The sequence below is a fragment of the Ornithinimicrobium avium genome, from assembly GCF_003351765.1.
Taxonomy (GTDB): domain Bacteria; phylum Actinomycetota; class Actinomycetes; order Actinomycetales; family Dermatophilaceae; genus Ornithinicoccus; species Ornithinicoccus avius.
In genome coordinates this window covers 1,932,013-1,945,132 of sequence record NZ_CP031229.1, presented here as the reverse complement: position 1 = coordinate 1,945,132, position 13,120 = coordinate 1,932,013, and the positions used below count along the sequence as shown (strand labels likewise).

The following is a 13,120-nucleotide window of genomic DNA, read 5'->3' as shown; positions in this document are numbered from 1 at the left end:
AGGTCAGCGCGTGCGGCCGGGGGCGTGCTGCACGCAGGTGCGCGCGGTCGGTCGCACCTCCAGCCGGGCCGGGGCGATCGGCTGCCGGCACACCTCGCAGCGGCCGTAGGACCCCTGCGCGACCCGGTCCAGGGCGGCGTCGACCTCGGCCAGGTGCGCGACGGCCTGGTCGGTCACCGCCGCGAGCTGCGCGCGTTCGAAGGCGATCGTCTGGCCCTCGGGGTCGTGCTCGTCGTCGGCGTTGGAGTCCCGGGAGGACTCGACGATGACGCCCATCGCCTCCTGCAGCTGCCGGATGCGGGCGTGCAAGGAGGTGCGCTCGTCGAGCAGGAGGTCGGCAGCAGACACAGGCATGATGTGCCGTCCAACCGCCGTCCGGGGTCCTGCATTCCTGCGGACGGGTCCTGCGGCCTCCGGTCGGCGCCGACCGGAGGCGCGTGCGGTCCTGCTCCTCGTCCCCGCGCCAGGTCACCGGGTGGGAGACTGTCGCGCATGCCGCAGCGCCTCCTCGACCAGATCCTCGCCGACCCCTCCGGGCAGTCCTGGGCGATCCTGTGGCGCGAGGGCGAGGACCGGGCCGAGCTGATCCTGGGCGAGGTGGTCGACCTGGATCTGCTGCGCGACCTGCCGCGGCCCGAGGTCGGGGCACCGGTGCTCGCGCTCGTGCCCTACCGGCAGATCTCCGAGCGCGGCTTCGCCGTCCACGACGACCGAACCCCGCTGCGCGTGCTGCGGCCGGCGGACGCCACGGCCTACCGGAGGATCGCGCTGGAGGACCTGATCGAGGCGCTGCCGAGCGCCCCGGTCGCGGTCACCGACGAGAGCTTCAGCGTCAGCGACGACGACTACGCCGCCACGGTCCAGCGCGTCATCGAGGAGGAGATCGGCGACGGCGAGGGCGCCAACTTCGTCATCCGCCGCGACGTGGTCGCGCAGACCCACGCCGATCCTGCCACCGCCGCGCTGACCTGGCTACGGACCCTGCTCACCGACGAGCGCGGGGCCTACTGGACCTTCGCCGTGCACACCCCCGGCCACACGCTCGTCGGCGCGACGCCCGAGCGGCACGTCAGCGTCAGGGGCGGCCGGGTGTGGATGAACCCGATCTCCGGCACCTTCCGCCACCCCCAGGAGGAGGCCGAGCTCGAGCCGCGGTTCAGGAGCTTCGTCAAGGACACCAAGGAGACCGAGGAGCTCTTCATGGTGGTCGACGAGGAGATGAAGATGATGGCGCAGATCTGCTCGCACGGCGGGCGGATCACCGGGCCCTACCTCAAGCAGATGGCGCACCTGACGCACACGGAGTACCTCCTGGACGGCTCCAGCGAGGCCGACGTGCGCGACGTGCTGCGGGCCACGATGTTCGCGCCGACCGTGACCGGCTCGCCGATGGAGAACGCCTGCAGCGTGATCCGTCGCCACGAGCCGCAGGGACGCGGCTACTACTCGGGCGTGCTCGCGCTGGTCGACCTCGACGAGGAGGGCGGCGAGCGTCTCGACGCGCCGATCCTCATCCGCACCGCCCACGTCGATCACGCCGGCACGATCACGGTCAGCGCCGGGGCGACCCTGGTGCGCCACTCGGACCCCCGTTCCGAGGTCGCCGAGACCGCGGCCAAGGCGCGCGGCATGCTCGCCGCGCTGGGTCTGCGCCCCCGCCGCCGGCCCGGGTATGACGTGCAGCTCGCCTCCCTCCCCGGCGTCGCCGAGGACCTGGCCGCCCGCAACGAGTCGCTCTCGCCGTTCTGGCTGTCGCCGCAGGAATCGCGGCCCGACCCCGACCTCGCGGGCAGGCGGGTGCTGGTCGTCGACGCCGAGGACACCTGGACCCAGATGCTCGCCCACATGGTCCGGCACGTCGGGATGGTCGCCGAGGTGCGGCGGTGGGAGCGAGTCGGGCCGCAGGACGTCCTCGACCCCGGGTGGGACCTCGTCCTGCTCGGCCCGGGACCGGGCGACCCTGCGGACCTGGGCGACGAGCGGATCGTGCGGCTGCGCGAGCTGGCGCAGGCCCGGCTGGACGCCGGCACGCCGCTGCTGGCGGTGTGCCTCTCGCACCAGGTGCTGGCCGCGATGGCGGGGATGCAGATCGTCAAGCTGCCCCGGCCCAACCAGGGCGTGCAGCTTCCCGTGGACCTCTTTGGGCAGGTGCGGCGGATCGGGTTCTACAACACCTTCGTCGCGCAGCCCCCCGTCGGCCAGGTGTCGGTGGGCGGGCGCCCGCTCGAGGTGGCGGTGCACGAGCCGGACGACGCGGTGGTCGGGCTGCGCGGCCCCGGCGTCGCCACCATCCAGGGGCACGCCGAGTCGGTGCTGTCCAGGGACGGGCTCGTCACCCTGCATGGGCTGCTGCGGCACGCGCTGGCCTGAGCCTGCCCGCCGGCAGCACGTGCCATGCGGTGGCCCCGCCAGCCCGGCCCGGGCGCCCCGTCGCGGGGATCAGGCCTGGGAGGGCCGCTTCTCCCGCACGTAGAGCTGCTTGCGCACGCGGGCCACGACCGTGCCGTCGTCGGCGACCACGTCGGTGCTGAACCAGCGCAGCACCTTGGCGCCGCCGGCCGCGGCCTCGCGCAGCTCGTCGAGCACGTCCTCGGTGAGCCCGAACGTCGCGGTGAGCCTCCCGCGCCCGGGGGCGACGAACTCGATCTGCGCCGCCCTGTCCCACACCACGTAGTCCGGGCCCAGGTTGCGCAGGACCATGATCATCCAGAACGGGTCGGTCATCGCGAAGACCGACCCGCCGAAGGCGGTGCCCACGTAGTTGCTGGTGAGGGGCGTGTGCCTGAGCACGACCCGGGTGGAGCGGAAGTCGTCGGACAGGTGCTGCACCCGGATGCCGGTGAACAGGAACGGCGGCCAGAGGTTCATGCCGTGGCGCAGGCCGCGCCCCGACGTCGCCAGGGCCTTCAGCCGGCTGATCTGCTGATCGGGTCTGGCCGTCGTGGTGGGACCCGTCACGAGGGCAGCTCCGTCGCGAGCGCGTGCAGCGGGTCGGCCAGGTCCTCGGCGTACTGCTCCAGGAAGCGCCGCTGGTCGTGCCCGGGTGCGTGGAGCACCAGGTGGTCGAAGCCCGCGGCGACGTAGGGGCGCATCTGCTCGACGGCCTCGGCGGGGTCGCTGGCCACGATCCACCGTCGGGCCACCTGCTCGATCGGCAGCTGGTCGGCGAAGCGTTCCATCTCGACCGGGTCCTCGATGCTGTGCTTCTGCTCCGGCGTCAGCGACAACGGGGCCCAGAAGCGGGTGTTCTCCAGGGCCACGTCGTGGTCGCGGTCGTAGGAGATCTTGATCTCGATCATCTTCTCGATCGGCCGGTCGGGGTCCTTGGACGCCGACCGGCCCTCGGCGACCGCGGGCAGGAGCGTGTCGGTGTAGAGCTCCATCCCCTTGCCGCTGGTGCAGATGAAGCCGTCGCCGGCGCGCCCGGCGTACTTCGCCATGGTCGGCCCGCCCGCGGCGACGAAGACGGGCACCGGCCGGTCGGGCACGTCGTAGAGCGTCGCGCCGCCGGTGGAGTAGAACTCCCCCTCGAAGCTCGTCCGCTCCCCGCCCCACAGCTCGCGCACCAGGCGCACCGACTCGCGAAGCCGGGCGAAGCGCTCCTTGAAGTCGGGCCAGCCGCCCGGCAGGGACCCGGTGGCGATCTCGTTGAGCGCCTCGCCGGAGCCGACGCCGAGGATGATCCGCCCCGGGTAGAGGCAGCCCAGCGTCGCGAACGCCTGCGCCACGACGGCCGGGTTGTAGCGGAAGGTCGGTGTCATCACCGACGTGCCGAGCGTGATCCCGGTCGTGCGCTCGCCGACCGCGCCCAGCCACGCCAGGGCGAACGGCGCGTGCCCGCCCTCGTGCCGCCAGGGCTGGAAGTGGTCGGAGACGAAGGCGGACTGCATACCCGCCTCCTCGGCCGCGACGCCGAGCTCGACGAGCTCGCGCGGCGCGAACTGCTCCGCCGAGGCCTTGTAACCGATCTTCAGGCCGCTCACCGGAACGCCTGCTCCCCGGTCAGGACCTGGCCGATGGTCAGGGCGTGCATCTCGCTGGTCCCTTCGTAGGTGAGGACGGACTCGAGGTTGTTGGCGTGCCGCATCACCGGATACTCCGCGCTGATCCCGTTGGCGCCGAGGATCGTCCGGCTGGTGCGCGCGATCTGGATGGCCTCGCGCACGTTGTTGAGCTTGCCCAGGCTGATCTGCGCCGGCGCCGCGCCGTGCTCGTCCTTGATGCGGCCCAGGTGGAGCGCCAGGAGCAGGGCCTTGCCGTACTCGAGCGTCATATCGGCCAGCTTGGCCTGGGTGAGCTGGAAGGCGCCGATCGGCCGGTCGAACTGCACGCGCGTGCCCGCGTAGTCGAGCGCGGTCAGCAGGCAGTCCCGAGCCGCGCCGACGGCGCCGAAGACGATGCCGAAGCGCGCCTCGTTGAGGCAGCTCAGCGGGCCCTTCAGACCCTGGACGCCCGGCAGCTCGGCCGACGCCGGCAGCCGCACACCGTCGAGGACGAGCTCGCTGGTGACCGAGGCGCGCAGCGACATCTTGTGATGGATCGTGGTCGCGGTGAAACCGGGTGTGGACGTGGGCACGACGAAACCGCGCACGCCGTCGTCGGTCTGCGCCCAGACGACCGCGACCTGCGCCACCGAGCCGTTCGTGATCCAGGTCTTGGTGCCGTCGAGCACCCAGTCCGCGCCGTCACGGCGGGCGCGCGTGCGCATGCCTCCGGGGTTGGACCCGAAGTCGGGCTCGGTGAGCCCGAAGCAGCCGATCGCCTCGCCGGTCGCCATCCGGGGCAGCCACTCGTCCTTGTGCTCCTCGCTGCCGAACGCGTGGATCGCGAACATCGCCAGCGATCCCTGCACGCTGACCAGCGAGCGGACGCCGGAGTCGGCTGCCTCCACCTCCAGGCAGGCGAGCCCGTAGGCCGTGGCGCTCGTCCCCGCGCAGCCGTAGCCCTCGAGGTGCATCCCGAGCAGGCCGGCCCTGCCGAGCTCGAGCGCCAGCTCGCGCACCGGCAGCTCGCCGGCCTCGTACCAGCCCGCGACGTGCGGGCGGACGTGCTCGGCGACGACGTCCCGGGCCGTCGCCCGGATCGCACGCTCCTCCTCGTCGAGGAGGTGGTCGATCTCGAAGAGCTCGTCGGGGGTGACCGGCGGCTTCAGGCGTCGGGTCGGGGAGGCAGTCATCCTCCGAACATATCCGCCCCCGCGCACGCGAAAGCCCCGGGGGCATCAGGGGCGGCCCCGGGGCTTGTCGCTCGTGGCCAGGGGCGGGGTCGAACCGCCGACCTTCCGATTTTCAGTCGGACGCTCGTACCAACTGAGCTACCTGGCCGTGAGGAGTGCATCGGCGCGGTCCGGACCTCTCGGACCGGACCACGCCGCACGCTCTGCGACCCCGACGGGACTCGAACCCGCGACCTCCGCCGTGACAGGGCGGCGCGCTAACCAACTGCGCCACGGGGCCTCGTTCTTCAGGACGAGACCTGGTGTATCCCCAACGGGATTCGAACCCGTGTTACCGCCGTGAAAGGGCGGGGTCCTAGGCCACTAGACGATGGGGACCTGTCCTGCTGGGTCCCTCGCTTCGCAGCCCTGCTCGGATCCCCTGAGGACAGTGAGAGAGCATACGTGAAGGTCGGCGCAAGCACCAAAACGGGGGTCTGCGGTGCCCGTCTGCCCTGGTCAGGGGTTCGGCGCGGCCCACTCGAGGAGCGCCTCCAGCGGCCAGGTGTTGACGATCCGCCCGACCGGCACGCCATACCTCGCGGCCCGCTCGCAGCCGTGGTCGAGGAAGTCCAGCTGGCCCGGGGCGTGCGCGTCGGTGGACAGCGCGAAGACGCAGCCGAGCTCGACGGCCAGGGACAGCAGCTCCCCGGGCGGGTCCTGCCGCTCGGGGCGGGAGTTGATCTCGACGGCCGTCCCGGACTCGACGCACGCCTCGAAGACCGCCCGGGCGTCGAACTGGCTCGGCGCACGACCCTGCCGCCCGCCGCGCCGCCGGGCGGCGTCCCCGGCCCGGTCGCCCGCCCTGGGCATGACCATGCGTCCCGTGCAGTGACCGAGCACGGTGGTCAGCGGGTCGCGCACGGCGCTCACCATCCGGCGGGTCATCGCCTCGCGCTCCATCGCGAGCTTGGAGTGGACGGAGGCGACCCGGACGTCCAGCTGCGCCAGCAGGTCAGGATCCTGGTCCAGCCTCCCGTCGTCGAGGATGTCCACCTCGATCCCCCGCAGCAGACGGAAGCCGTCGCCGAGGTGGGCGTTGACCGCGTCGACCACCCCGAGCTGGCGGCGCAGCCGGGCCGGGCTCAGCCCGTTGGCGACCTTGAGCCGCGGCGAGTGGTCGGTCAGCGCCATGTACTCGTGCCCGAGCTCCATCGCGGTGGCGACCATCTCCTCGACCGGCGAGCCACCGTCGGACCAGTCGGAGTGGGTGTGCAGGTCACCGCGCAGGGCGGCGCGCACCTGCTCACCGCCGGTCGCCAGCGGCGCGTAGTCCGCCTCGAGCTCGGCCAGCCTGTCGGGCACCCGCCCGGCGCAGGCCTGCTCGATCACCGCCGAGGTCGACGGGCCGATCCCGGGCAGGTCCTGCAGCGTCCCGGCGGCCACCCTGCGGCGCACCTCGTCCTCGCCGAGCGGCAGGATCACCGCCGCGGCGTTGCGGTAGGCCTCCACGCGCCGCGTCTGCGCGCGGGTCCGCTCGAGCAGGAAGGCGATCCTGCGCAGCGCGTCGACGGGCTCGGGGGCGTCCGGGTCGTGCATAGGCTCCAGGGTATGCCGCACGTGCTCGCCTCCCGCCTGGTCGACCTCGACCCGCTCACCCTCTACCGGCTGCTGCGGCTGCGCGTCGACGTCTTCGTGGTCGAGCAGGAGTGCGCCTACCCCGAGCTCGACGGGGTCGACGCCGAGCCCACCACCGAGCACCTGTGGATCGAGGCCGACGGCGCGCCGGTGGCGACCCTGCGCACGTTCGTCGACGCCGACGGCCAGCACCACCTCGGCCGGGTCGCCACCGACGCCGCCCACCGGGGACGGGGGTATGCCGCGGCGCTGATCACCGAGGCGCTGCGCCGGACCGGCGGGGAGCCGGTCGAGATCGGCGCGCAGACCTACCTGGAGGACTGGTATGCCGGCTTCGGCTTCCGCCGCAGCGGCCCCGACTACGTCGAGGACGGCATACCCCACCTGCCGATGCGCAGCGAGGCTCGGGGGGGCTGACGGCGCGCCGTCAGTCCTGCTGCTCGCGCAGCCGCACCTGCTCCCCCCGCGAGGTGCGCAGCGAGGAGCGCAGGAAGTCCTCGCCGAGGTACTCCAGCGCCAGGCGCGCGAGCACCTGCTGCTCGGTGACGGTCCGCTCGGCCCGGTCGCGGCCCAGGAAGCTGATCGCCCAGTGCGCGAGCGTGGAGAGCTGGCTCTTGAAGCCGATGATGTAGAAGAGGTGCACCGCCAGCCAGGCCACCCACGCGGGCACACCGGTCAGCTCGATCCTGCCGCGCTTCATCACCGCCCGGAAACGGGAGATCGTGGCCATCGAGCCCTTGTCGAAGTACTCGAACGCCTGCCCGGTCTCCTCCCCGCGCACCCGCCGCAGGATCTGCCCGGCGGCGTGCCGGCCGGTCTGGATGGCGCCCTGCGCGACGCCGGGCAGCCCCTCCATGGAGACCATGTCGCCGATGACGAAGACCTCCGGGTGGCCGGGCAGGGTCAGGTCGGGGTTGGTGCTGATGCGGCCCGCGCGGTCGAGCTCGGCACCGGTCTGCTCGGAGAGCGTGCGCGTCAGCCGGTTGGCCTTCACTCCGGCTGCCCAGACCTTGGTCGAGCACTCGATCCGCTCCCGTGAACCGTCGTGGTGCTCCACCTCCAGGCCGGTCGCGTCGACGTCCACGACCTTGGCGCCGAGGTGGATCTCCACGCCGAGCTTCTCCAGGTCGCGGCGGGTGCGCCGGGCCAGGTCGTCGCCGAAGCTGCCGAGCACCTCCTGCGCCGCGTCCAGCAGGACGATCCGCGCGGTGGAGGGGTCGATGTGGCGGAACTCGTTGCTCAGCGTGCGGCGGCTCAGCTCGATCAGCTGGCCGGCCATCTCGACGCCGGTGGGCCCGGCGCCGACCACGACGAAGGTCATCAGGTCCCGGGCGTCCTCGTCCCGCCCGGCGGCGGCGGCGAGCTCGGCCAGCTCGAAGGCGCCGTAGATGCGCCCGCGCAGCTCCAGCGCGTCGTCGATCGTCTTCATGCCGGGCGCGAACTCGGCGAACTGGTCGTTGCCGAACCACGACTGGGTGGAGCCTGCCGCGACGACGAGGCTGTCGTAGCCGTAGGTCGTCCGGCCGGTCACCGAGCCGGCCGTCACGGTCCGCGCCACCAGGTCGATCTCCTCGACCTCGCCGAGCAGCACCTGGGCGTTGCGCTGCCGGGCGATGATGTCCCGCGTCGCCGGCGCGATGACGCCCTCGGACAGGATCCCGGTCGCCACCTGGTAGAGGAGCGGCTGGAAGAGGTGGTGCCCGGTGCGCGCGACCATCGTCACCGCGACCTCCGGGGCGTCGAGGGCCTTGGTGGTGAACAGCCCGCCGAAGCCGGAGCCGATCACCAGGACCTGGTGGCGCCGGCCCGCGTGCTCGGCGGGGGTGCGGCTGGAGTCAGTGCTGGGGACGACGCTCATGTATGGGGTACGCCCGCGCGGGCGCATTCCTTCCGCTACGACGAGGTTACGTTGATCACGGGGCGGGCGGCAGGCCCGCGCGGGCCCGGCACGGGCCAGACTTGGGGCATGACGAACCTCGACCCCAAGCCGCAGGAGCGGGTGTGCGGCGACGACGCCGTGCGCGCGGGCAGCACCATCATCGAACCGCGCGAGGTGCCGCTGGGCGGCCCGCGCGCGATGACGGTCCGCCGCACGCTGCCCGCGCGCCAGCGGAGCATGATCGGCGCCTACTGCTTCGTCGACCACTACGGGCCGGACGACGTCTCCACGACCGGCGGTATGGTCGTGCCGCCGCACCCGCACACCTCCCTGCAGACGGTGAGCTGGCTGTTCAGCGGGCAGATCGAGCACCGCGACAGCACCGGCGTCGTCGCGACCGTCGTGCCCGGCCAGCTCAACCTGATGACCGCGGGGCACGGGGTGTGCCACAGCGAGGTCTCGGTCGTCGAGCCCGGCGTCGAGCAGGTCCTGCACGGCGTGCAGCTGTGGACGGCCCTGCCCGCGGAGTCGGTCGACGTGGCGCCGCACTTCGACCACTTCGAGCCGGAGCCGGTGCGCGTCGACGGGGCGAGCGTGAGCGTCTTCCTGGGCCGCCTCACCCTCCCTGGCGGGCGGGAGGTCTCCTCGCCCGTCCCGACCTACACCCCGCTGCTGGGCGCGGAGATCCGGCTCGATCCGGGCGCGGAGCTGGTGCTCGGGCTCGACCGGGGCTTCGAGCACGGCGTGCTCCTGGACCGCGGCGGGCTGAACCTCGACGACGGCTGCGACCTGGCGCGCAGCCACCTGCTGCACGAGGCGCCCGGACCGGAGTCGATGACGCTGCGCGCCGGCGAGGAGGGCGCCGACCTCATCCTGCTCGGCGGGCCACCCTTCGGCGAGCAGATCGTCATGTGGTGGAACTTCGTCGGCCGCAGCCACGAGGACGTCGTCGCCGCGCGCGAGAGGTGGCAGGCCGAGCTCGGCCACGACCCGGACGGGCGCTTCGGGGCGTTCGACTACCCCGGCGGCGAGTCGCTGCCGGCGCCGGCGATGCCGCACGTGCGGCTGCGGCCGCGCGGGCTCGGCCCGCGGCGGTAGCCCGCGCCGGATAGTCTGCGCCCGTGGACTTCCCGGCACCGGTGCTGCTGGTCGACAACCTCGACAGCTTCACCTTCAACGTCGCCGACCTGATCCACCGTGTCCTGGGTGCGGCGCCCGTCGTGTGGCGGCACGACCACCCGGCGGACGAGGAGGACCTCGCGCGCTTCGCGGCGATCGTCGTCGGGCCGGGGCCGGGACGCCCCGGCGTCGCCGCAGACATGGGGCTGTCCGACCTGGCGCTGCGGCAGACGGCGGTGCCGGTGCTGGGCGTGTGCCTGGGCCACCAGGGGCTGGCGCACCTGCACGGGGGAGGCGTGCGGCAGATGGTCGTGCCCAGGCACGGCATCGTCAGCGAGGTCGCGCACGACGGCAGGGGGATCTTCGAGGGCGTGCCCTCGCCGGTGCGAGTCGTGCGCTACCACTCGCTCGAGGTCGCCGACCCCGTCCCGGCCGGACTGAGGCTCACCGCGCGGGCTCTCGACGACGGCTGTGTGATGGCCCTGGAGGACATGACCGCACCCCGCTGGGCCGTGCAGTTCCACCCCGAGTCGGTGCTCTCCGAGCACGGCGAGCGGATGCTGGCCAACTTCTTCGGGATGGCCGGGGTGCCGACGGCGGGGGACGAGGGTGCGGGCGGCGCGGTCGGGGTGGGCGACACCCTGGTGGCGCGGCGGCAGGCGCCGGGTCCCCGGCGCGCCCACCTCGGCGTGCGCAGGATCGTCGGCGGCTGCTCCGGTGACGCCTGGGACCTGCGCGAGCGGCTCGTCGGGGCCTCGCCCACCTCGGTGTGGCTGGACTCCTCCGACGGCTCCGGCTGGTCGCTGGTCGTGGACTCGGCCGGGCCGCTGGCGCACGAGCTGACGCACCGGGTGGGGCAGGGGCGGCCGCTGCTGGACCGGCTGGACGAGGAGCTGGACGGCTGGGAGCTGCTCGACGCTGCGGACCTGCCCTTCCCCTGGCGCCCGGGCTGGGTGGGCTGGTGGGGCTACGAGCTCAAGGCCGAGACCGGCGGCTCCGCGCAGCACCGCTCGCCCTGGCCCGACGCCTGGCTGACCTTCGCCGACCGCGGCGTCGTGCTCGACCACGCGAGCGGTGACGTGTGGGCGCTGTGGCTGGAGCCGGAGGGCGACGAGGCTCTCCTCGCGCAGCAGCGGCGCTGGGCCGACGGCGTCGCGGAGGTGGTCGCGCGGGGTGTCCCCGGACCTGGGCATCGAGCTTCGGGGGCCAGGCCGGCCCCTGCGCGGTCCATGTCTCACGGTCAGGCGGTGGCGCACCCGCGCGACGACGAGACGTCATACCTGGAGAAGGTGCGCGCGTGCCAGGAGGAGATCGCGCGGGGCGAGTCCTACGAGATCTGCCTGACGACCACCTGGTCGGCGCGGGGGACCGGCGTGGGGGAGGCCGAGCTCTACCGGGCGATGCGCGAGGTCAGCCCGGTGCCGCACGGGGCGTGGCTGCGGACGCCCGGCGTGAGCGTGCTCGGGTGCTCGCCGGAGCGGTTCGTGTCCGTCGACGCCCGAGGGCGGGTGGAGTCGCGGCCGATCAAGGGGACGCGCCCGCGCGGAGCGACGCCCCAGGAGGACGCGGCGCTCGCGGCCGACCTGGCCACGGCGGTGAAGGACCGCGCGGAGAACCTGATGATCGTCGACCTGCTGCGCAACGACCTGCACCGGGTGTGCCGCTCGGGGAGCGTCCACGTGCCGGAGCTGTTCGCGGTGGAGAGCTATGCGACGGTGCACCAGCTGGTCTCCACCGTGCGCGGCCAGCTGGTGGCGGGCATGCGACCCACGGACGTCCTGCGCGCGTGCTTCCCGGGCGGGTCGATGACGGGGGCGCCGAAGGTGCGGACGATGGAGATCCTGGACCGGCTGGAGGGGGCCGCCCGGGGGATCTACTCGGGGGCGGTCGGGTGGATCGGCCTGGACGGGTCGATGGACACCTCCATCGTGATCCGGACGGCGACCTGGTCGCCGGCGGAGGACGGAGGCACGGGCGGCGAGGTGACCTTCGGGGTGGGCGGCGCCGTCACCGCGCTGTCGGACCCGGCGGAGGAGCACGCGGAGATGCTGGCCAAGGCAGGCTCGGTGCTGCGGGCGCTCAGTCTGGCTGGTCCGGGCCCACGAGCAGCAGAGTGACCGGGTGGCGTCCGGGGACGCCGGAGAGGAAGAGCGAGAGGCCCCCGGCGGAGCGCTCCCAGGAGCCCACCACGACGGCATGCTTGGTGTCGAGCGCGCGCAGCACCCTGCTCAGCGCGGCCGGCGAGGCGGAGACGGCGAGGAAGGCGGTGCCGTCGGCCATCCGCACGCGCGCCACGCCGCCGACGGGGCCGGGCTCCACGAGGCGGAACGGCACGCGCCGGCTCACCAGCCCGGGCAGCAGGACCTGGAGGCGGTCGACCCGGGCCCGGTCCGCCGCCGTCCACTCCTCCGGGTCCCCGGTCGGCATGCCCCCAGTCTGACCGTAGGGTGGGGCGATGACCACTCAGCCCATGCTCGAGCTCAACAACGGTGTCCGGATCCCCCAGCTGGGTTTCGGCACGTTCCGCGTCGACGAGGCGCAGACCCAGCGCGTGGTGGAGACCGCCCTGGAGGTGGGTTACCGCCACGTCGACACCGCCGCCGGCTACTACAACGAGGCCGGGGTCGGTGCGGCCCTGAGGGCCAGCGGACTGCCGCGCGAGGAGGTCTTCCTCACCACCAAGCTGCGCAACGGGGACCAGGGACATGACCGCGCGCTGCGCGCCTTCGAGGACAGCCGCGCCGCCCTGGGCGTGGACGTGGTCGACCTCTACCTGATCCACTGGCCGGTGCCCGCCAAGGGGCTCTACAAGGAGACCTGGCGGGCGCTGGAGAAGCTCTACGCCGACGGCGCCGTCCGCGCGATCGGCATCTCCAACTTCCTGCCCGAGCACGTCGAGGACCTGCTCCGGGACGCCGAGGTCACGCCTGCGGTCGACCAGATCGAGGTGCATCCCTCCTTCCAGCAGCGCGACGCCCAGCGGGCGGCGACCGACGCGGGGATGGTCGTGGAGGCCTACGCGCCCCTCGGGCAGGCCGAGGACCTGGCGCTGCCCGGCGTCGTCGCCGTCGCCGAGGAGCTCGGCGTCACCCCCGCGCAGGTGGTGCTGCGCTGGCAGCTGCAGCAGGGCCGCGTCGCCCTGCCCAAGTCGGTCACGCCGGAGCGGATCACGACCAACTTCGACGTGCTGGGTTTCGAGCTCGACGAGGCGCAGATGGCCACGCTCGACGGGTTGGACTCCGACGTGCGGATGTTTCCCGACCCGCGCACCGCGCAGTTCACCCAGTTCAGGGACTGAGCAGCGCGGCGAGCCCCCCCCCGGACAGCAC

At 73.2% G+C, this 13,120-nt stretch carries 12 protein-coding genes and 3 tRNA genes; 5 read left to right on the top strand and 10 right to left on the bottom strand.

The window, feature by feature from the left end:
* Positions 1–3 precede the first annotated feature (3 nt).
* The gene (locus DV701_RS08895) at positions 4–354 is read right to left on the bottom strand and encodes a TraR/DksA family transcriptional regulator (RefSeq protein WP_114927992.1); all 351 of its coding nucleotides are present in this window, start codon (positions 352–354) and stop codon (positions 4–6) included.
* Positions 355–492: 138 nt separating this feature from the next.
* Here DV701_RS08895 and DV701_RS08890 point away from each other — a divergent pair, with 138 nt between their 5' ends.
* The gene (locus DV701_RS08890) at positions 493–2,370 is read left to right on the top strand and encodes an anthranilate synthase family protein (protein WP_114927991.1); all 1,878 of its coding nucleotides are present in this window, start codon (positions 493–495) and stop codon (positions 2,368–2,370) included.
* Between the two features lie 69 nt (positions 2,371–2,439).
* Here the strand turns inward: DV701_RS08890 and DV701_RS08885 are convergent, their stop codons facing one another.
* From DV701_RS08885 to DV701_RS08855, 7 genes are all read right to left on the bottom strand, one after another.
* Complete coding sequence (locus DV701_RS08885) at positions 2,440–2,958, bottom strand: DUF4442 domain-containing protein (protein WP_228255291.1); 519 nt, start codon at positions 2,956–2,958, stop codon at positions 2,440–2,442.
* A complete protein-coding gene (fgd, locus tag DV701_RS08880; RefSeq protein ID WP_114927990.1) occupies positions 2,955–3,983 on the bottom strand; it encodes a glucose-6-phosphate dehydrogenase (coenzyme-F420) in 1,029 nt (342 codons plus the stop codon). Before fgd ends, DV701_RS08885 begins: the two co-directional genes overlap by 4 nt.
* Positions 3,980–5,176: an acyl-CoA dehydrogenase family protein gene (locus DV701_RS08875; protein ID WP_114927989.1), complete on the bottom strand. Its 1,197-nt coding sequence runs from the start codon at positions 5,174–5,176 to the stop codon at positions 3,980–3,982. Before DV701_RS08875 ends, fgd begins: the two co-directional genes overlap by 4 nt.
* A 74-nt stretch (positions 5,177–5,250) precedes the next feature.
* Positions 5,251–5,324 (bottom strand) — tRNA-Phe (locus tag DV701_RS08870).
* Positions 5,325–5,382: 58 nt separating this feature from the next.
* A tRNA-Asp gene (locus DV701_RS08865) sits at positions 5,383–5,456 on the bottom strand.
* Positions 5,457–5,481: 25 nt separating this feature from the next.
* Positions 5,482–5,554: transfer RNA gene (locus DV701_RS08860), tRNA-Glu, on the bottom strand.
* A 120-nt stretch (positions 5,555–5,674) separates the two neighbouring features.
* Positions 5,675–6,754 (bottom strand): PHP domain-containing protein, encoded by a 1,080-nt coding sequence (locus tag DV701_RS08855; protein ID WP_114927988.1) that lies wholly within the window; start codon positions 6,752–6,754, stop codon positions 5,675–5,677.
* A gap of 12 nt (positions 6,755–6,766) precedes the next feature.
* Between DV701_RS08855 and DV701_RS08850 the strand changes: the two genes are divergently transcribed.
* A complete protein-coding gene (locus DV701_RS08850; protein ID WP_114927987.1) occupies positions 6,767–7,210 on the top strand; it encodes a GNAT family N-acetyltransferase in 444 nt (147 codons plus the stop codon).
* A gap of 10 nt (positions 7,211–7,220) precedes the next feature.
* Here DV701_RS08850 and DV701_RS08845 read toward each other — a convergent pair whose 3' ends face one another.
* Positions 7,221–8,651, bottom strand: coding sequence for an NAD(P)/FAD-dependent oxidoreductase (locus DV701_RS08845; protein ID WP_114927986.1), 1,431 nt, complete (start codon positions 8,649–8,651; stop codon positions 7,221–7,223).
* A 108-nt stretch (positions 8,652–8,759) separates the two neighbouring features.
* Here DV701_RS08845 and DV701_RS08840 point away from each other — a divergent pair, with 108 nt between their 5' ends.
* Together DV701_RS08840 and pabB are read left to right on the top strand one after the other, a co-directional pair.
* Positions 8,760–9,770, top strand: coding sequence for a pirin family protein (locus DV701_RS08840; protein ID WP_114927985.1), 1,011 nt, complete (start codon positions 8,760–8,762; stop codon positions 9,768–9,770).
* A gap of 23 nt (positions 9,771–9,793) precedes the next feature.
* The gene (gene pabB, locus DV701_RS08835; RefSeq protein WP_202863675.1) at positions 9,794–11,908 is read left to right on the top strand and encodes an aminodeoxychorismate synthase component I; all 2,115 of its coding nucleotides are present in this window, start codon (positions 9,794–9,796) and stop codon (positions 11,906–11,908) included.
* Here the strand turns inward: pabB and DV701_RS08830 are convergent.
* A complete protein-coding gene (locus DV701_RS08830; RefSeq protein ID WP_114927984.1) occupies positions 11,871–12,218 on the bottom strand; it encodes a hypothetical protein in 348 nt (115 codons plus the stop codon). The two genes, pabB and DV701_RS08830, sit on opposite strands and share 38 nt — an antisense overlap.
* Positions 12,219–12,246: 28 nt before the next feature.
* Between DV701_RS08830 and DV701_RS08825 the strand changes: the two genes are divergently transcribed.
* Positions 12,247–13,089, top strand: a complete 843-nt coding sequence (locus tag DV701_RS08825; protein ID WP_114927983.1) for an aldo/keto reductase — start codon at positions 12,247–12,249, stop codon at positions 13,087–13,089.
* The last annotated feature ends 31 nt before the right edge of the window (positions 13,090–13,120 follow it).